Origin of the sequence: Lysinibacillus sp. FSL K6-0075, assembly GCF_038592945.1 — a bacterium.
Taxonomy (GTDB): Bacteria; Bacillota; Bacilli; order Bacillales_A; family Planococcaceae; genus Lysinibacillus; species Lysinibacillus fusiformis_F.
On record NZ_CP151947.1, the window covers coordinates 3,669,421 to 3,685,011 of the forward strand.

The following is a 15,591-nucleotide window of genomic DNA, read 5'->3' on the forward strand; positions in this document are numbered from 1 at the left end:
TTGAACAATATCTTTCAATAGCTCGTTTAATTGCTCCCTATTGGTTTAAATTCACCAATATCTGTACCAACTGAACCTAAATACGTTTCACGATCATGATTCCAACAGCCACGACACATCTTTTCACCTGGAACAAAGTCCATCATATGTGGACCACTTAATTCATTCGTTTCGGTACCGCACCAGCCACATTCCTCTAATACTTTTCCATCCCAATGCCCATTAGTCGCCAATACTTTAATGATTTCATTGACATATGGTTCATCTTGATTGATGACAATGTAATCATTTCCGGAAGTTTTACCATCTTTGATTCTTCCTTCTTCGATTTTTTTGAGAAATGGCTCTAAGGCTTCAGTCATTTCTTTAAACCCTGTTGGTCCTAAATATTGAGCTGCATCGGCTAACTTAATTAGTTGAAAACGGTACGATTTTGTCACTTCTTCAATGACATGTTTCAACTTAGCATTTTCAAATATCTCCAAAACCTCTTGATTAATACGGCGTTCACTTGTGTTCAATTCCATTTCACTAACTCCCTTCTACTGGACAAAATCTTTCATATACGAGCTTAAGCATTCAGTGCTTGACGTGCTATTTCGCCACCGTCACGCTCGATATAAATTTCTTTGTCACCGTCACAAAGTTCTACTCTTTCGTACTTTGTTTCTTCTGCATAAAATTCAAGTGCTTTACGTAACTGTTCATTTTCAGTAACCTCGGCCTCTAATTCACCATCTAATTCCTCTGCATGATGGATAGATACTTTCAAATGAAATTCCAATGCCTCTTGCTTTGCCTTATGATTCTTACAAGCATTCTGCAATGTTTTAACTTCTTTTACTTTTTGACGTACAATTTTCCTTGTATCTCTAAGCATTCCACGTAGGTACTCAACCTCTGCAACAAGTGCTGGCACATCTTCACGAGCATGAGCAATGAAATCAGAATTGTTGTCGTTAATATAAATCGTTACACCTTCAACTCCATGCGCCGTTGTTACTACTGGTACACAATTTTTTAACTGACCACTTTCCCATGTTGTACCGATTTGTACACCTGTTTCTTCGCTTTTTACAACTTTCCACGGCCCCAGTGTAGCCTTTTTCACACGATCTTTTATCGCATTTATTTGTTCTTGATCCATGATTATCCCCCTTTCGTTTCTGAACAAAAACTTTCAATTACACCTCTAATTGCTTTAATTTCATGTTCCATAGCTCTGCAATTTCTTTTGCTAAATCAACCTCGAAATCATTAAAGAAATAGGCGTTTTCAATATCCTTTGTAAATGTATAATGCCATCTGATGTCAGAATCATTAGCGACATATTCATTTGTTATATCAGGTAATTCACCTCTTATTTTCGAAGGTTTCATATAACTTTGATAAACAAGGTATCTTGCCATATTAGATTCACCTTATTTCGCAATAGATTTCAACTAACCACTTTCCTCTTCCCTAACAAACCGCCAGCCCTTGGCCCAATCCGTCCTGCCATTTCAAGATCCATCGCAATCAAAGCCACACTCACCTTACTTGCATTAAGCTTTTGAGCTATCTCGTTAATTGGATATCCTTGATTCCACATAGCTATGAAGGTTCCTATTTGTTGAATTGTAAAATCAAACTTAACCGATTCATGAACCTCACCAGTGAACAAGATGTATCGATTCTCTACTTTTGGTGCCATTCAATCGTCACCTCTGCCCTCGGTTGCTCTGAATAAAACTTCCGTACATTCATCTCAACAATCTGAGAATCATCATGCCAAATAACTTTGTTACACCCATCCTTTATGCCCTTAATCAGGTTATCGAGATCAGGCTTTGTTGTAGGAAGTAATTCACCACTCGCTATAAGCTTTCTCTTTGGCCCTGTGCGATATTTTTGTGGTGGCATGAGGTAAATATCAGCTTGTAGTTTAATTGGCTCTGTAATCAATTCAGACGGCTTATTTTGCCATGCTACGAGCTTTACAAAGTCTTTGAAATTCTTGCTTTTAGGTGCATCATGTGTGATTACTTTCTTGCCATGTCTACTAAAGCGAGGTCGCTCTTGTGGTTGAATAACTCCTGGTATTTCAAATGTGAGTACGTTCATATTTGCCCTCCTAAACAATTTCAAAAAGTGAGCCTTGTATATATCCCATCTCAATAATTTGCGGGTTCAACCAAAGGCTTTCGCATTTTTCCCGTGCTGCCTCAGTAGTGGCCATCTTCGAAATCCTTGTCCATCCTTGTAAAATGTCGTTATACATATCGCTGTTATAACCACTAATCATTGCATAACCTTTGTGATTCACCAGTGTTTCTAATAAAATCTCATGTTGCCCATTTGTCATTTCATGAGCATAATGTCGTTTTGTACGAGTGCTTAATAGATAAGGGGGATCACTATAAATCAAACAATCTTCTTTGTTATAACGCCCTATCAATGTTGCAGCATCTTGATTTTCAATTTGTACATTCTGTAATCGCTCAGTAGCTTCTAAAACAACAGCTGGCAACTTGCGCCAATCTGGTAAAGCGCTGAATGTTGTTGAGTCTACGTTATGCCTCCATCCTGTACGGTCACTTGTCTTACCTCCACGTGCCATCCAACAACGAACAAGGAATACTCTAGCTCTCTCTAAATCACTTAATTGGCCTTGTAATGCTTCAAATGACTCGTTGTATTCTTGTCTTGAATATGGAGTAAGTTGAATGTGTTCAGCCAGCTGCTCTGGCTTTTCCCTAATAACTTTGAACAGATTTACGATGTTGCCATCAATATCATTCACTGTTTCGATTTTGGAAGGTTGTTTGTTGAATAGCACTGCACCACTGCCAAAATGTGTTTCGAGATAAACATTGTGCTCTGGCATTTGACTAATTATCCAGTCGGCTAAGTTCCACTTACTCCCCACGTAATTTAAAATCCTTTTCATTCCTTCACATCCTTTTACTAGCACTTTTAGAAGTCTGCTGATAAAACAACCTAATGCCGATCTACCAGCAGTGTGTATTTACTTAATATCCATTTGCTTGTCTAGCATGATTGACCTTATTCTTAGCGTAGTAAGCTTCTTCGACTTGCTCCCATGTGAAGCCAAGTTTTGCACCCAGTTGTAAAAAGCTTTCGAATGCTTGCGTGTACAAATCTCTGATTTCTGCTGGTGCTGATTCCATTCGAATGATTTCCTCCACTACTTTTAATGTTTTGGAATGTACGTCTAGGAATTGTAATGTAATGCTGCCATTTTCGTTTGCCACTGGGTATTCACTAAGTTTCATCCATTTATTCGCCCCTAGTTCAAGTCCAATCGACAAAATGAAATGGAGGCAATCGACGTATTCTTCTAGCAACGGATTATTATAAGGTTCACCCCATGCTGTAACTGGAACTTTCGTTCTCGGCTCTTGGTCCTTACTCCACTTCTTGAACCCACGCCATTCGTTCGCACATTCCCCTAGTTCAACCTGTAAGGCTAGTAGCTTCCAATCAAGATGTTCTGCCCTCTCAACTTTGGATGCTCCTGCATGATGTGCTCGTCCAACTTTGCTTGTGTTTTGAATAGGTTTGTTAAGTTCATTTTTTACTTTCCTCCTTCATTCGTTTTTTATTGCACCAGTAGCAAAAGTTAGGCCCTTCGTGTGCCATGCTAGGTCTATATAACGTTTTCACTAATTTCCCGCACTTTGGACATTCCTGTTTCGAATACTCCACTTTTTCTCACATCCTTCCTGTTCTTTTAATCAAAAGGGAGGTCATCCTCACTTACCTCAATCGGCCCCTTACTATTAGCAAACGGATCTTCATCGACCCTTGTATAACTAGGTTGATTATTAACGCCATCCTGCCCCTCGTAACTGCCTGTTTGGATTCGCCCTTCCAAACCTACTAAGCTACCTTTCTTCATGAAGTTTGCTAGATTCTCGGCTTGTTTTCTAAATGCAATACAACTAATAAAATCTGCTTCTTTTTCTCCTTGTTGATTAGTAAATTGACGATTGATAGCTATCTTAAATTTTGTCATTGCTACACCATTTGGCGTGTACTTTAATTGCGGATCAGCTACCAATCTTCCAACACCGACAAATCTATTGATCATGCTAACTCTCCTTTTCTGTGTAAATGTTTATAAGCTGCCAGTGTGTGATATTTCATACCATATTTCTTTTCTAGCTCTTGATAACTCAAACCATTATCAAAATCTGTGATTAAATCTTCTTTGTTATAATTAAGAATCTTCCGAGCTTCTGATTTATTTCTTATTTTCACACCAGTTAGCTCAAAATATTTGTTTATTGTTTCAGTTGAACATTTGTATTTCTTCGCTAGACTTATTAATGAAGAACCAGCAATGTACTCTTTAACGATTGCATCTGCATTTGGATAGAAATTACTAAATGAAAGACCGTTTTCCATTGCATGTTTCGAGTTTTCACTTAAGTTACACCATTCAAGGTTTTCAACTTTATTGTTAGCTTTATCACCATCTAAATGGTTGACATAATCTTTACCATGAGGCTTATCAATAAACGCCTTAGCAACTAACCTATGAACCTTTTCATTTTTGTGTTTTTCGCCTGGTTTCTTTAGTAATACTTTTTGATAGTTTTTATTGATATGGGTGTTACTTTGTTTCAAAATCCGTCCAGGCATAATGTAATATCCAACACCGTTAAAAACTCTTCTGTCTAAAGATCGAACACGACCTCTAGTACTAACCTCATACAATCCTTCATAACCAACAACAGGTTTCCAAATCTCATCATCTTCAAAATGAAATGCCAGTTGTTCGGTTAATGTCATGCCGTTCCCTCCAATAATTCTGGGTTTTCGTAGATGTTGCCGATTACTTGCAATTCATCGTTATATGCTGCAGGTGTAGATAATTCATCATAAGAACCACGGTAGTAATTCCCTGTGTAACCAACAAGCCATTTGTAAGTTTGGTTCCATCCTTCTTTAACTAGGTTTTCTGACCATTTAACAACCGCTGTGTAACTTTCTATTCCTACGCCATTGTTAATTTCCCAATAAATAATATCTCCCTCAAAAATCTCCGTTCCATGCTTGTCCTTTAAACCCGTGTATTCGCCCATAGATTTCAGTTCACACTCAATTGGATAAGCTTCTGTATAAAGCATTGCTTGTTTTTCAATACCTTTCTCAAGCAAGTACTCTTCTGTGTAGTCAATTTCGAACCATCCATGGCCATAATGCCAACTGTTAATTACTTTTGAAAATCCTCTGAATTTTGGTCGTCTCATGCAACCATCGCCCCTTTCATTCGTGAAATGAGATAATCAGTAGCCTCTTCAGCATCTCTCAGCCCCACCATGACTCTCAATTGCTCCAAACGTTTATAAGCCATGGTTTCGTTATGCTTGCCTCCAAAGCGTTGAAATGTGCCTAAATACATAATGATTTGATCAATCAGAAATTGTTCATTCACGAAAAATCCCCCTCTCCAACTCTTTGTCTTGAAACCGTTCAATCTTCGCTACAATATGGTGCCATTGTTGTATTTCAGTAGCGTTTAATATCCGTGGTAATTCATCATACCGAATCATAATTTTGCTATTACTACGTGTGATGATTTTGTTTCCGTTCGACATCCGGTTCACCACCTAGTGCCTGGCGTGCTATTTCGCCACCGTCACGCTCGATGTAAATTTCTTTGTCACCGTCACAAAGTTCTACTCTTTCGTACTTTGTTTCTTCTGCATAAAATTTAAGTGCTTCACGTAACCTCTCAACCTCTGCAATAAGCGCTGGCACATCTTCGCGAGCGTTAGCAATAAATTGAGCGTCGGATATATCACCTACATGTAATTCAGCGAACCACTCGCCACTGTCTAATCCGAGTTTACTTACTACCCAAAATGGAAAATATTCTGTTCCTTCGTTATCATTTCTAACTTTCCACGGCCCCAACGTAGCCTTCGCCACACGTTCTTTAATGGCATTCAACTGTTCTTGTTTCATCACTCATTCACCCCTTTGATTTTGATATCTAGTGTATTAAGGGCATATCTAATACCGTCATTAAACCCAACATCGTATTTAGATGCATTTCTACGGAATGATTGATATGTTTCGTATATCTCATCTTCTGGAGTTAACTCAACTTCGCAGCCGTTTAAAAATGCATTAATAGCCTGTGTTTTTTGTGATTCATCATAGCCTTCTGCGCAAATTATTTCTTCAATAACACCAATGCTACTGTGACGATGGTTAAATTTTCTTGCTAATTCTGCTACTTCTCGACTAACCTTCACTTTCTCAGCCATTCAATTCACTCCCCACTAATTTGTTAAAAGCCTCACGGTCGCCAGTAGTCAATGCAACATCTATAGCTGCATCTTTATAATTTCGTTTGTTGAAGTCCTCAAGTTCTGATAAGAGTTTGTTTATTTCTATCTCTCGATAAGCTTCGTACATCTCTCTAAGTTGATGACGACAATTCATCCCTTCACCCTCCACTTCACTCAAATAATTGAAAATTAAGGATTACAATCGATTTATCAGGAAAATAATTATTTCGTTCGAGATTTCTACCTTCCTCAACAACGTCGCCAATGTTTTGAATTGGTGTTGATCGTCTTATTTCTGCATTAGCAAAGCCAGTATTATGTGAAAAAGATACAAAGTATCGATATTTTCTTTCCATTCCTTCACCCCTTCAAATAGCCAATCTCTTTAGCGTAGTTGATGATTTCTTGTTGAATTTCATCGCTGTGGCCCCAATGACTACAATACAAACCGCCATATCCATTGCTGCCATTACTCCACTTCCCTGTGCGAATAAACTCTGCGAAATCAAGTACTAGCGCTCGTAACGTTCCACCATGCGAAAACCCTTTCCAGTCACGGCCATTATCTAACACTGGTACCTCATGCTTTGTATAATTGTCTACAAAATAAAGACGACCGTTTTTAAGTTTCATATTAGCTACACTGTCAACGTTACTTTCATGAAGTGTACTGTTTGTATAAAAGTACCTATGTCCTCGTTCTGAAATATACCGAATAAGGTTATTTACGATGTTTAATCGATGCTGTTTAGGTGTAATATCAAGCATCTTCAATACCTTGCGTTCTACCTTTGCATCACGTACAAATTGCATTTCACTGTATTTTCGTGGATTCGGGTTTTCTGGTTCATCATCTTGGCAACCTTCCCGATTCAATTGATGCTGAAAGCGATCTTCAGGACACCATTTCAATCCGCCCCACGATACCCAATGTTCTTCCGAAACTGTAACTCTTACTAAGTTCAATGATTTATCGTTCTTACTCAACCAAGCCCATTCATCGAATTGCATCTGCCATGGTTTATATGAATCTCCAAAAAGCATCGTAGTGTTTTCAAATTCTGCTTTAACTATCATCCCTTCACCCTCCATCAAGGGGCTGTTGCCCCTCTAAAATCCAATATTTTTAATACGCTTGTCCGTTGTTTCTGTAAAAATAATCGTTTCTAAATTCTTCATCATCCGGCTAATTAACTTTGGATCATACATATTCATTAGTGCTTTACTTGATAGATTCGTAGTTACGATTGTTGACTTATCTTGTCGTCCGTTAACAACGGCTCGTAATACTTTGCTGGTGAAATCTGTTGCTTGTTTGTTCGTATCGATGTTTCCTGTTTCTGCTCCTAAATCGTCCAGTACCAAGTAATCAACGTTCGTTAGTAAATCGATGAAATACTGTTCTGTATACGGTGATTCTTTGTCGTTAAAACTGGCTCTTATCTTTCTCAACATTTCATCGATGTCGATATACAAGCACGATACATACAAGCTATTCAGAGCTTTTAAGATACTCATAGACAAGTGGCTCTTTCCTACACCTGGCTTGCCGTTAAACCATAAATTGAAACGGTGGCCTTGTTGGTAGCGTTCTAAAAATTGCATTGCTTTTTGTTTATTTGCCTGTTCTTCGGCTGTCTGTGCAATATAGCTATCAAATGTTGCATCTAGTAACGTTTTGTCCTGTATCAAGCTTTTATTTGCGAGTGTATTAAACTTAACCTTTGCTTGCTGTTGCTGAAGTTCAGCCTTGAATTCAGCTTCGAATGCAGCATTTTCTTTCTCGCAAAAACATCTAGGACAAGATTCTTCGCCATTTACGATCATCAGTTGGATATCATGTTTCTCACATTTGCTAGAAGCCCACATCAACCCCGAGTTCACTTTGTGTAGTACGCTGTCCTTTTGTAGTGCTGTGTTGATTGCCTGCAAGTTGCTGCGCCTCCTTTTTAGTTAATAGTTGGATGGATGTTACACCTTCGTGTTTCCAGTTTCGTAATGTGCCGGTTGCGTATTTTTCTTTGTTAGTAACTCGGCTATTTATAAGCGCTCGTTCAAATGCTTCGATAATAAGATCTGCATCATGATAGGTTGCTAGATAGTACTCGATATCTTCTCGTAACTTATCACTAGGAAACTTTTGCAGACGACTGACAAAGAACTCATATAGCTTTTGAGCATGCTTCGTGTCTGTAGTCAGTACTTGGTTATTATCAGTATTTGGTTTATTCAATACTTGGTTATTATCAGTACTTAGTAGTGTTCGATTTTCTACTTCTTGAAAACCTACTTCTTGCTTTTCTACTTCTTGCTTTTCTACTTCTTGAAAATCGGTAAGTAGAGAATTTATAGGTACTTCATGAACGACCGTTTCCCATTCTTTAATTCTTTGCCCTTCACGAATAGGTTTTCGCTCGATGTAGCCGCATTGTTTTAACTCATTGAAACCAGCTCTGAACGATGCCTTGCCATCTGTTGAGTGAGTCATTAGCTCGTCCATATAAAACACCCAATCATCTGGCATTGAAAGCATGTATGCCATTATGCCTTTAGCTTTCCAAGATAGCCGATTATCGTTCAATGCCGTTCGATTCATCACTACATAGTTGCTATTCTTAGCTACTCGGATGATGCCCATTTGCCCTCACCTCTCCTAAAATGGCAGTGGTGTGCCATCGATAAATAAATCACTAACCTTTTTATTGTGAATTACTGATTCTACTGCTAGAGTTTGAAGCTCTTTATAAGTCGCATTATTGATTTCTTGAATAAATTTAAAAGTTGTATTTGTATCTAATTGTTGATTAGTTCTTCGAGCAATGATTTCGTTCATTATTACTTTCCGAATTTGTTCAAGCTTTAATTTAGAAGCTTTGTTCATGTTCGCCCTCCATATTTTCAATATTCAAATTTTTAATCACAGACTTATTCACAAAATCCACAATTCTTGTGATTAAACAACGGTTTCAAAGGACTTCTCTATAGTTTCAATGTTTTCGATTGAATAAAACGTAGGGTGATATTGATGCTTTTCAATCCACTCAGCTAATGCAGAATTGAGTTTTTTCTCTAATTCTTCTTGAGCTTCTTTTGGAACATGGTGTAAATAATCATCAGCATAGTCACCGCCCACCCAAGATGCGTTTTCAGCTATGTCATCTAGTACACTATCGACATTTACTGACGGTACAAATCCTTGCATTCGCCCTACATAAATAGTTACACCAGTTTGTTCAGGATCTGGTTCATCTCCAGTTTCATCTAACCAAATATCAAATAATTGAATTGCCCCAGTTTCATCGATGAAGGCAACTGCTTCCTCTTTCGAATCAAACTCACCAAAATTGTTAGCATCCCATTTTTCTTCATCAAACGTAATAATCCATTTTCCATCTAGTTTCATCTTCATTCCTCCCAAGGTATAAAAATCATCTTGCCTGGTAATCTAAAATATCTCCCACACAACAATTCAGCACCTTACAAATTGCCTCTAAATCTTTTATTTTCACACTGTTTGAACGCCCATAATACAGGTTTCTTAGTGTTGCCATCGGAATGCCTGTCCTACTATGAATGTCTCGTATTTTTAAGCCGCGTTCAGCCAATAAAACAGCCAGTCTAATTTTAATCATTGCTACCTCCTATAACAGCCCGTCACGTCTCTCACAGATTGCTAAACTACCACTAACCTTGAGCACCCTATAGTTTGGATAGCGTTTCATATATTCAAGCACCAAGCGTCTGATTTCATCGTTATCCTTTGCCTGTTGGAATATCCAAGCAGGCAGAAGGACTTTGTGTGGTACGTTATTCATTCACTACTTCCACTTCAATTTCAGGTGCATCAACGAAAAATTCTGTTTCAGGTGTGATGTCTTTCATTTCACGTTTTGGCGCTGTACCTTCGTCATAAGCTACTTGCTGTTGCATCTCCACACTAATCGGCAAGTACTTCCACATGTGCCGTACAACGGTCTTTTTCGCCATTTCCTCGTAGTCTGTAGCCCACGGTGAATACGATGAATTAGCAGCCTTCGAACGACCTTTGCGCTTCTCAATTTCGGCTTTTGACATGAACTCAAATTGATAACCCCCATCCTTAAAATGAGCGACCGCATAGGCACCTACAAAATTGCCCTTATCTACGTCCATACAAGGCTTGTGCTTTAACTTAGGGTCTAACCCTAGCTCATACTCAAACTCGTCCTTTTCGTACACGGCATGAGCGTAAATCGATTGGATATGACCACTTCGTCTAGCGAGATCAATCATCCCTTTGTAGCCAATGATGAATTGAACCTCTGTAATGCCTTTATTTTTGTTTTTGAAAGGTAGTAAGTAGCAGTGGCCCATTAAACCTGGCTCTAATCCTAGTTGAGCAGCTTGCATTACAGCACCTAGTAAACTAGAAACATCTGCATCTTTAAGTGCTGGAGTTGTACGAATTGTAGTCATTGCTAGTCGCATTAAACGGTCTACGTCCATGTGTTTTGGTAAAGCTTGGGCCATTGCTGGAGCCATTTGTTTTAGGTAATCATCAATTGTTTTAGGTTTTGCTTGAGTAGATGGTGTTTGTTGCATTTGAGCTTTTAAGTCAGTTGTAGTTGCCATTTATTCAACCTCGCAATCAATTGTATTTTGAAGATTTTGTAGTAACTGTGGAATATTTAAACGTTTCACCATATCTGCATGTAATTGTTGCTGTAAATTTTCCTCTAAATTTTTGATTAATGATTGTTCAGCTTTTTCTTTAGCATCACGAATCATATCGCTAACTTTTGAATTAAGTTCCTTGGCGATGTAACCTTTTGTTAAATACTCGACAATGGAATATTTTTTATCATCACGGTATTCTGCTTTGCCACCACGTTCATTTAGTGTCTTTTCTGTCATAGCATTTTCGAATTGTTTACCAACAAATTCGGAAAGAGGTAAATAATTAACTTCCGAACCCCAAGAACTTGTTTTAATTGGCATCTGGATATTTGCGATGTTGTCCGTCATTATTTTTGCGATAAATTCATCAGCAATCGACTCAGCTTTTTCTGTGATAATAGAAGAAATCTTCTGTTCAAATTTTTGTTCTAAGTTTGCAACTAAGCGATTTTGTAAACCTGAAATAACTTGTTTTTGAATTTCTTCATCTAAACCCATTTCTTCATTTAACCAATCTAATTCAACTTCGATATTAAACTTTGCCATATTAATTAGCCTCCTTAATTGTTAAGCGTCTTGATGGTGATTCTTTGCAATACTTTTTGTATAAGTCTGGATTCTCATCTTTCAACCTTTTACTATCAAATCGATTGGAAAAGATGGTTTTATATGAAACTTTAAAACGATTAGAGTGCCCTTCGACTGCCTCACCAAGCGTCATTTTGAGTTGGTTCTCATACTCTTTACGCTGTAGTTCGAGTTGCTTTTCTTCGGCTTTTAAAGATTCAATAGCTTCGATCAATGTGTTTGATTGCTCGTCCAACATAATGGCTGAACCATCATCTTGAGGGTACATCTTCATTAAGAACTCACTAGCTGACGAACTGCCGTCAATCGCCGGTGGTACATTAGTAAGAATGTGATTCTCCCAAAATTCTTTTTCACGTTGGATCATGAGCTCAATAAATTCATCATCACGAGCAACTTCTTTCCACACATAACGATTCCCACCAATCAAAACAGCTATATATGCCTTCTCATAACCAGTCACCGCCATATAGTGTTGTAACTGGCAAATATACGCAGCAGGAATATTTTCCCCCTCCCACGCACGTTCGTTGTAGGCAGACGTTGTTTTACATTCTAGAATTGCTTTTTCGCCAACTACTACTCGATCGAGGTTAGCAGTCATAAATGGATAATCAGGGTGGCGTAACATACGGTTCAAACGCCTAACCTTTTTGCCAGTACGAACTGTAAATTCCTCTGCGACCGTATTTTCGTGTTTATTCCCCCAATAAACGAACTCGTTATCGATTTCCTCAACGAAATCAGAAGTCTTTTCGATGTATAGTTGGAACGCTGACTTATAACTGTTGAAACCTAAGATTGCTGACGCATCAGAACCGCCAATACCACTCTTGCGGAGTTGTAGCCATTCAATGCGATCCATTTCTAAAGTAGAAACTGCTTCCATTCCCTTGCCCTCCTATGCTAAAATCTGATTAATAAATGTTTTTTAAGCCACTCTGCCAAGTGGTTTATTTTTTTGTATGAGCAAAACCATAATGCTCCTCCACATAAGCAATAACCTCCGAATCACTCATGTTGTAAGTTGAATCATCCCGATATCCAGCAGCTAAATAATCACTGATATTGTCGATGTGAATGAACGCGTCGCCTATCTCGAAATACACATCACCACAAGCTATGAAACTACCAAAGTCATCGTGCATTTCAAAGGTTACAACAGGCTCATAAGGTGGGGTTGGATACTCAATACGCCCTAGTACCATTGGGTTTTCTACTTCTAGAAGCACACTCATGCTATCGCCTCACCTTGACGCTCCCAACAAACAAATGAAATACCATCTTTAACAATTCTGAATTGTGTCCAGTGAGTATCATCATGGCCAATCGTACTTTCGTTATCGCAGACACCTAGTTTTTGAATGGTTTCCTTGTCATGTAATAGAACTTGAACGTTGATATGTTCCATGACATTAGCGTTGTACTCAACATTAAGAACATTTTCTAGCTCTATACCATGTCGTTCTAAAATCTGTGGCAATTCAGCAATCTTAGACACTGCATTAACTAATTTCATATAGATCAATCCTTTCAATTTTTTTGATGGATAACCACCAATCCACTTATAAAACTGTCATCGCAACTGGGGCCGTTGGCTGTCGCTCGCAAATGGTCATGGCGTACTGTGCTAGGTTTTATAAATAGATTGCTAGTCCCATCAAGCAACCAGCAATGTTGGCAAAGCGAGCCGTAGGGAGACGGCAAATTGCTGGCTGCTTGACGAGAGCGAGATAACTCTCGCAAACGTCTGATAGTGTGATATAATAGATTTGTATATGATTGTCGTTGCTTAATCCCTCGCAAATGGTTAAGCAGCTTTTTTATTGCCAAAATGTGATGATGATTGGCACTCCGATAACAAGCATCGTAATAACAATACTGATACAAAACTTTCTGTGTGATTCTGGTACATCATCCTCTGGTAAGTAAAAATAGTTATCAAGCCATTTCCACAACCTTTTTCACCACCTTCGCTTTTCTCCCTTGCAAGTTTAGTTCAGCTGCTATTGACCACAATTCCTTGCGTCTACGAAGTTTCTCTAGTTGTTCCAACGAATTATGTAAGTCCTGTTTGCGTTGTTGGGCTATGTCAGTTTCTAGTTTGTGTGACAGCATTACAATTTCAATTGCAAGATCTTCGATACAAGCTAGTTCTCTATTAATCTGTTGATTCAGTTTTTCTAAAGCATCCAATTGAAAAATCCTCCTATAAATGTTGGTACTAATTGAAGCATTTGAGATACAAGCCCCATATCTATGTTGAACATCATTGCCATTAAGACATCTTGAGCATTTGTCTTTTGCGCAATGCTCATTAACGTGTTCACATCACAAGTTATTTTATTTTTCTCTAGTCGACTTACAGTTGATTGAGATATATTCGCATTAAAAGCTAATTCCTCTTGTGACCATTTCATCTTTTTTCTACACTGTTTAATAATTTCACCAACGTTTAAATTCATGATTTTCCACCCTTTTTTAAATATGCATATTCTGCATAATGCACACTGTGCATAGTAAGTAATTGTATAACTTAGTAATATATAGATAAGAGGTAGTTGCCCCTACCTCTTAGATTTCTACTAGATTGGTAGTTTGATTGAGGCCATTTGCCCTGGCCTCTCCTATGTTTTTGTAAGTTACGAATGTAAGTACACCTGTCCGTGTTTTGTTTTCTAATTCCATTCGTATTCAATAATTTCATCCATAATCGGAATCACTTTTTCAGCTATCCAGAAGCGCTTCCCTTTTCCGCGGCGGCGCTCGTATAGTTTTATGCGAGGATCAGTAAAAAACGCGTCCTCTAGTGCATCTCGTTCCATACTGTACATAGCAGCTAGTTGTTTGACAGTTACTAATTTCTTTCTAGCTGTAACGTGTTTTTCGAAAATCTCATCATATTTTGCATCTAATGCTTCGTTGTCAGTTTTGACTTCTACTTGTACAATGGCAGTCATGTGGTACCTCCGTTCATCTAAAGATTTTCTGAACGCTTAAGTGCATTGCTTGCTTCTTGTAAAATTAAAATTATTTCATCAATTTGCTCGTAATTTAGACTTAATGTAATCCCTATTTTTTCTGCAAAACCATCAGCCGTATTACCTTCTACTGGATTGATAGAAATGACAGATAAAGCATGGTCAACATTTGTATCCGTTTCAATTGCGAATTCATCAGTCAATAACGTATTTTTGCGAATTAGTTCAATCATTAGGCTCCCAACCCTTCTACTTTAATTTTGTGTGTAATAGCCATTTCTTTCACAATAGATAAGTAGATTTCGACTAATTTAGGATCATCAGCAATAACGTCAATCTTTTTAAATTTTTCAATTTTTGATTTAAGAATAATGCCGTTAGCTAGTGCTTCCTTTTTACGATTTTCTAATCGGATATTTAAACGACAATGTGCACGTTTTTCTAATAACCCATAACTTTCATTTCGCACCATACGATATTGCTCGCCACCACCACGCGACAAAGCAATTTTATTCAAAATGACATTAACTTTGTTTTTCCATTCGTTTGGATTGAGAGAAACAATATGTGCAATATTTTCTTGCTCGCGTTCGAGTTGATTTTGGTGATGTTCAATTTTTTCGAGTCTTTCATCCTGTTCACGCTGTTTCAATTCTGTTGAAGCAATTGCCTTATACAGATGATTGAACATTTGGAGTTCTGGACTTAGTTGGGTAGTGTCAATCGAGTAACTGCCGGTTTTGCGAATAGATGGTATAACCTCGATAGCTAACCAATCTTGAAAGTGTTCTGCAACTTCGTTTGAAGCTTTGAAAGCTAGCTTGTACACCATTGGTTCAGGGATTAAATCACCTTTCGCCACTTGTGGCGAATCCTTTGGAAGGTAACTATTTACACGGCTCCAACGTACATATGGAACACCGTTTTTCACATCTGTAATACCTAAACACTTAGCAACTTGTTCTGCATCAAAGAGAATATTGTCACCTTCAACTTTTGCTCCAACTTCGAATAATTCGTATTTGTCAGTTCCTTTGAATGTTTGTAATTGTTTCATTCCA

General features: G+C 38.1%; 33 protein-coding genes. All 33 read right to left on the reverse strand.

The window, feature by feature from the left end; all coding sequences use genetic code 11:
• Nucleotides 1–26: 26 nt before the first annotated feature.
• The 33 genes from MHB65_RS18035 to MHB65_RS18195 all read right to left on the reverse strand — a co-directional run bounded on the left by MHB65_RS18035 (nt 27) and on the right by MHB65_RS18195 (nt 15,587).
• The gene (locus tag MHB65_RS18035) at nt 27–527 is read right to left on the reverse strand and encodes a hypothetical protein (RefSeq protein ID WP_342441256.1); all 501 of its coding nucleotides are present in this window, start codon (nt 525–527) and stop codon (nt 27–29) included.
• Between the two features lie 44 nt (nt 528–571).
• A complete protein-coding gene (locus MHB65_RS18040; protein WP_342441257.1) occupies nt 572–1,147 on the reverse strand; it encodes a hypothetical protein in 576 nt (191 codons plus the stop codon).
• 37 nt (nt 1,148–1,184) lie between these two features.
• A complete protein-coding gene (locus tag MHB65_RS18045; protein WP_342441258.1) occupies nt 1,185–1,409 on the reverse strand; it encodes a hypothetical protein in 225 nt (74 codons plus the stop codon).
• A 29-nt stretch (nt 1,410–1,438) separates the two neighbouring features.
• A complete protein-coding gene (locus MHB65_RS18050) occupies nt 1,439–1,693 on the reverse strand; it encodes a hypothetical protein (protein ID WP_342441259.1) in 255 nt (84 codons plus the stop codon).
• Complete coding sequence (locus MHB65_RS18055) at nt 1,678–2,103, reverse strand: RusA family crossover junction endodeoxyribonuclease (protein WP_342441260.1); 426 nt, start codon at nt 2,101–2,103, stop codon at nt 1,678–1,680. The genes MHB65_RS18050 and MHB65_RS18055 overlap by 16 nt, the downstream gene beginning before the upstream one ends.
• A 10-nt stretch (nt 2,104–2,113) precedes the next feature.
• Entirely contained in the window at nt 2,114–2,929 is an 816-nt protein-coding gene (locus tag MHB65_RS18060; protein WP_342441261.1) for a DNA adenine methylase, read from the reverse strand.
• Between the two features lie 82 nt (nt 2,930–3,011).
• Nucleotides 3,012–3,557 carry a dUTP diphosphatase gene (locus tag MHB65_RS18065; protein WP_342443764.1) on the reverse strand — a complete coding sequence of 182 codons (546 nt, stop codon included), beginning with the start codon at nt 3,555–3,557 and terminating at the stop codon, nt 3,012–3,014.
• A 176-nt stretch (nt 3,558–3,733) separates the two neighbouring features.
• Nucleotides 3,734–4,093: a single-stranded DNA-binding protein gene (gene ssb / locus MHB65_RS18070; RefSeq protein ID WP_342441262.1), complete on the reverse strand. Its 360-nt coding sequence runs from the start codon at nt 4,091–4,093 to the stop codon at nt 3,734–3,736.
• A complete protein-coding gene (locus MHB65_RS18075; protein WP_342441263.1) occupies nt 4,090–4,797 on the reverse strand; it encodes an NUMOD4 domain-containing protein in 708 nt (235 codons plus the stop codon). Before MHB65_RS18075 ends, ssb begins: the two co-directional genes overlap by 4 nt.
• Nucleotides 4,794–5,258 (reverse strand): YopX family protein, encoded by a 465-nt coding sequence (locus MHB65_RS18080; RefSeq protein ID WP_342441264.1) that lies wholly within the window; start codon nt 5,256–5,258, stop codon nt 4,794–4,796. Before MHB65_RS18080 ends, MHB65_RS18075 begins: the two co-directional genes overlap by 4 nt.
• Complete coding sequence (locus tag MHB65_RS18085) at nt 5,255–5,443, reverse strand: hypothetical protein (RefSeq protein WP_342441265.1); 189 nt, start codon at nt 5,441–5,443, stop codon at nt 5,255–5,257. Before MHB65_RS18085 ends, MHB65_RS18080 begins: the two co-directional genes overlap by 4 nt.
• Nucleotides 5,436–5,606: a hypothetical protein gene (locus MHB65_RS18090; RefSeq protein ID WP_342441266.1), complete on the reverse strand. Its 171-nt coding sequence runs from the start codon at nt 5,604–5,606 to the stop codon at nt 5,436–5,438. Before MHB65_RS18090 ends, MHB65_RS18085 begins: the two co-directional genes overlap by 8 nt.
• Complete coding sequence (locus tag MHB65_RS18095; RefSeq protein WP_342441267.1) at nt 5,575–5,976, reverse strand: hypothetical protein; 402 nt, start codon at nt 5,974–5,976, stop codon at nt 5,575–5,577. Before MHB65_RS18095 ends, MHB65_RS18090 begins: the two co-directional genes overlap by 32 nt.
• Nucleotides 5,976–6,281, reverse strand: a complete 306-nt coding sequence (locus MHB65_RS18100) for a hypothetical protein (protein WP_342441268.1) — start codon at nt 6,279–6,281, stop codon at nt 5,976–5,978. The genes MHB65_RS18095 and MHB65_RS18100 overlap by 1 nt, the downstream gene beginning before the upstream one ends.
• Nucleotides 6,274–6,459: a hypothetical protein gene (locus MHB65_RS18105; RefSeq protein WP_342441269.1), complete on the reverse strand. Its 186-nt coding sequence runs from the start codon at nt 6,457–6,459 to the stop codon at nt 6,274–6,276. Before MHB65_RS18105 ends, MHB65_RS18100 begins: the two co-directional genes overlap by 8 nt.
• Before the next feature lie 16 nt (nt 6,460–6,475).
• Nucleotides 6,476–6,661, reverse strand: coding sequence for a hypothetical protein (locus tag MHB65_RS18110; RefSeq protein ID WP_342441270.1), 186 nt, complete (start codon nt 6,659–6,661; stop codon nt 6,476–6,478).
• A 4-nt stretch (nt 6,662–6,665) separates the two neighbouring features.
• The gene (locus tag MHB65_RS18115) at nt 6,666–7,382 is read right to left on the reverse strand and encodes a hypothetical protein (RefSeq protein ID WP_342441271.1); all 717 of its coding nucleotides are present in this window, start codon (nt 7,380–7,382) and stop codon (nt 6,666–6,668) included.
• Nucleotides 7,383–7,415: 33 nt separating this feature from the next.
• Nucleotides 7,416–8,237 (reverse strand): ATP-binding protein, encoded by an 822-nt coding sequence (locus tag MHB65_RS18120; RefSeq protein ID WP_342441272.1) that lies wholly within the window; start codon nt 8,235–8,237, stop codon nt 7,416–7,418.
• Nucleotides 8,161–8,943, reverse strand: a complete 783-nt coding sequence (locus MHB65_RS18125) for a DnaD domain protein (RefSeq protein WP_342441273.1) — start codon at nt 8,941–8,943, stop codon at nt 8,161–8,163. The genes MHB65_RS18120 and MHB65_RS18125 overlap by 77 nt, the downstream gene beginning before the upstream one ends.
• A 15-nt stretch (nt 8,944–8,958) precedes the next feature.
• Complete coding sequence (locus MHB65_RS18130; protein WP_342441274.1) at nt 8,959–9,186, reverse strand: hypothetical protein; 228 nt, start codon at nt 9,184–9,186, stop codon at nt 8,959–8,961.
• Nucleotides 9,187–9,258: 72 nt separating this feature from the next.
• Nucleotides 9,259–9,708 (reverse strand): hypothetical protein, encoded by a 450-nt coding sequence (locus tag MHB65_RS18135; protein ID WP_342441275.1) that lies wholly within the window; start codon nt 9,706–9,708, stop codon nt 9,259–9,261.
• A gap of 25 nt (nt 9,709–9,733) precedes the next feature.
• Entirely contained in the window at nt 9,734–9,937 is a 204-nt protein-coding gene (locus MHB65_RS18140) for a helix-turn-helix transcriptional regulator (RefSeq protein WP_342441276.1), read from the reverse strand.
• A gap of 175 nt (nt 9,938–10,112) precedes the next feature.
• Nucleotides 10,113–10,916 carry a recombination protein RecT gene (gene recT, locus MHB65_RS18145; protein ID WP_342441277.1) on the reverse strand — a complete coding sequence of 268 codons (804 nt, stop codon included), beginning with the start codon at nt 10,914–10,916 and terminating at the stop codon, nt 10,113–10,115.
• Nucleotides 10,917–11,507, reverse strand: a complete 591-nt coding sequence (locus MHB65_RS18150) for a hypothetical protein (RefSeq protein WP_342441278.1) — start codon at nt 11,505–11,507, stop codon at nt 10,917–10,919.
• Nucleotide 11,508: 1 nt separating this feature from the next.
• Nucleotides 11,509–12,438 carry a lambda-exonuclease family protein gene (locus MHB65_RS18155; RefSeq protein WP_342441279.1) on the reverse strand — a complete coding sequence of 310 codons (930 nt, stop codon included), beginning with the start codon at nt 12,436–12,438 and terminating at the stop codon, nt 11,509–11,511.
• Between the two features lie 64 nt (nt 12,439–12,502).
• Nucleotides 12,503–12,787 (reverse strand): hypothetical protein, encoded by a 285-nt coding sequence (locus tag MHB65_RS18160; RefSeq protein ID WP_342441280.1) that lies wholly within the window; start codon nt 12,785–12,787, stop codon nt 12,503–12,505.
• Entirely contained in the window at nt 12,784–13,068 is a 285-nt protein-coding gene (locus MHB65_RS18165) for a hypothetical protein (RefSeq protein WP_342441281.1), read from the reverse strand. Before MHB65_RS18165 ends, MHB65_RS18160 begins: the two co-directional genes overlap by 4 nt.
• Before the next feature lie 304 nt (nt 13,069–13,372).
• On the reverse strand, nt 13,373–13,507 hold the full coding sequence (locus tag MHB65_RS18170) for a hypothetical protein (protein ID WP_342441282.1): 135 nt from the start codon (nt 13,505–13,507) through the stop codon (nt 13,373–13,375).
• Nucleotides 13,491–13,745 carry a hypothetical protein gene (locus MHB65_RS18175; RefSeq protein WP_342441283.1) on the reverse strand — a complete coding sequence of 85 codons (255 nt, stop codon included), beginning with the start codon at nt 13,743–13,745 and terminating at the stop codon, nt 13,491–13,493. Before MHB65_RS18175 ends, MHB65_RS18170 begins: the two co-directional genes overlap by 17 nt.
• Complete coding sequence (locus tag MHB65_RS18180; protein WP_342441284.1) at nt 13,733–14,014, reverse strand: helix-turn-helix transcriptional regulator; 282 nt, start codon at nt 14,012–14,014, stop codon at nt 13,733–13,735. The genes MHB65_RS18175 and MHB65_RS18180 overlap by 13 nt, the downstream gene beginning before the upstream one ends.
• A 213-nt stretch (nt 14,015–14,227) precedes the next feature.
• The gene (locus MHB65_RS18185; RefSeq protein ID WP_342441285.1) at nt 14,228–14,509 is read right to left on the reverse strand and encodes a hypothetical protein; all 282 of its coding nucleotides are present in this window, start codon (nt 14,507–14,509) and stop codon (nt 14,228–14,230) included.
• Nucleotides 14,510–14,526: 17 nt separating this feature from the next.
• A complete protein-coding gene (locus tag MHB65_RS18190; RefSeq protein ID WP_342441286.1) occupies nt 14,527–14,763 on the reverse strand; it encodes a hypothetical protein in 237 nt (78 codons plus the stop codon).
• A complete protein-coding gene (locus MHB65_RS18195; RefSeq protein WP_342441287.1) occupies nt 14,763–15,587 on the reverse strand; it encodes a BRO family protein in 825 nt (274 codons plus the stop codon). The genes MHB65_RS18190 and MHB65_RS18195 overlap by 1 nt, the downstream gene beginning before the upstream one ends.
• Between the last annotated feature and the right edge of the window lie 4 nt (nt 15,588–15,591).

Coding starts and splice junctions, on each gene's coding strand:
- MHB65_RS18115 (WP_342441271.1), bottom strand. CDS start 7,382: ATGATAGTTAAAGCAGAATTTGAAAACACTACGATGCTTTTTGGAGAT.
- MHB65_RS18055 (WP_342441260.1), bottom strand. CDS start 2,103: ATGAACGTACTCACATTTGAAATACCAGGAGTTATTCAACCACAAGAG.
- MHB65_RS18125 (WP_342441273.1), bottom strand. CDS start 8,943: ATGGGCATCATCCGAGTAGCTAAGAATAGCAACTATGTAGTGATGAAT.
- MHB65_RS18035 (WP_342441256.1), bottom strand. CDS start 527: ATGGAATTGAACACAAGTGAACGCCGTATTAATCAAGAGGTTTTGGAG.
- MHB65_RS18180 (WP_342441284.1), bottom strand. CDS start 14,014: ATGAATTTAAACGTTGGTGAAATTATTAAACAGTGTAGAAAAAAGATG.
- MHB65_RS18060 (WP_342441261.1), bottom strand. CDS start 2,929: ATGAAAAGGATTTTAAATTACGTGGGGAGTAAGTGGAACTTAGCCGAC.
- MHB65_RS18105 (WP_342441269.1), bottom strand. CDS start 6,459: ATGAATTGTCGTCATCAACTTAGAGAGATGTACGAAGCTTATCGAGAG.
- MHB65_RS18165 (WP_342441281.1), bottom strand. CDS start 13,068: ATGAAATTAGTTAATGCAGTGTCTAAGATTGCTGAATTGCCACAGATT.
- MHB65_RS18160 (WP_342441280.1), bottom strand. CDS start 12,787: ATGAGTGTGCTTCTAGAAGTAGAAAACCCAATGGTACTAGGGCGTATT.
- MHB65_RS18075 (WP_342441263.1), bottom strand. CDS start 4,797: ATGACATTAACCGAACAACTGGCATTTCATTTTGAAGATGATGAGATT.
- MHB65_RS18185 (WP_342441285.1), bottom strand. CDS start 14,509: ATGACTGCCATTGTACAAGTAGAAGTCAAAACTGACAACGAAGCATTA.
- MHB65_RS18080 (WP_342441264.1), bottom strand. CDS start 5,258: ATGAGACGACCAAAATTCAGAGGATTTTCAAAAGTAATTAACAGTTGG.
- MHB65_RS18090 (WP_342441266.1), bottom strand. CDS start 5,606: ATGTCGAACGGAAACAAAATCATCACACGTAGTAATAGCAAAATTATG.
- MHB65_RS18130 (WP_342441274.1), bottom strand. CDS start 9,186: ATGAACAAAGCTTCTAAATTAAAGCTTGAACAAATTCGGAAAGTAATA.
- MHB65_RS18095 (WP_342441267.1), bottom strand. CDS start 5,976: ATGAAACAAGAACAGTTGAATGCCATTAAAGAACGTGTGGCGAAGGCT.
- MHB65_RS18100 (WP_342441268.1), bottom strand. CDS start 6,281: ATGGCTGAGAAAGTGAAGGTTAGTCGAGAAGTAGCAGAATTAGCAAGA.
- MHB65_RS18110 (WP_342441270.1), bottom strand. CDS start 6,661: ATGGAAAGAAAATATCGATACTTTGTATCTTTTTCACATAATACTGGC.
- MHB65_RS18195 (WP_342441287.1), bottom strand. CDS start 15,587: ATGAAACAATTACAAACATTCAAAGGAACTGACAAATACGAATTATTC.
- MHB65_RS18150 (WP_342441278.1), bottom strand. CDS start 11,507: ATGGCAAAGTTTAATATCGAAGTTGAATTAGATTGGTTAAATGAAGAA.
- MHB65_RS18045 (WP_342441258.1), bottom strand. CDS start 1,409: ATGGCAAGATACCTTGTTTATCAAAGTTATATGAAACCTTCGAAAATA.
- MHB65_RS18135 (WP_342441275.1), bottom strand. CDS start 9,708: ATGAAACTAGATGGAAAATGGATTATTACGTTTGATGAAGAAAAATGG.
- recT (WP_342441277.1), bottom strand. CDS start 10,916: ATGGCAACTACAACTGACTTAAAAGCTCAAATGCAACAAACACCATCT.
- ssb (WP_342441262.1), bottom strand. CDS start 4,093: ATGATCAATAGATTTGTCGGTGTTGGAAGATTGGTAGCTGATCCGCAA.
- MHB65_RS18050 (WP_342441259.1), bottom strand. CDS start 1,693: ATGGCACCAAAAGTAGAGAATCGATACATCTTGTTCACTGGTGAGGTT.
- MHB65_RS18140 (WP_342441276.1), bottom strand. CDS start 9,937: ATGATTAAAATTAGACTGGCTGTTTTATTGGCTGAACGCGGCTTAAAA.
- MHB65_RS18040 (WP_342441257.1), bottom strand. CDS start 1,147: ATGGATCAAGAACAAATAAATGCGATAAAAGATCGTGTGAAAAAGGCT.
- MHB65_RS18190 (WP_342441286.1), bottom strand. CDS start 14,763: ATGATTGAACTAATTCGCAAAAATACGTTATTGACTGATGAATTCGCA.
- MHB65_RS18155 (WP_342441279.1), bottom strand. CDS start 12,438: ATGGAAGCAGTTTCTACTTTAGAAATGGATCGCATTGAATGGCTACAA.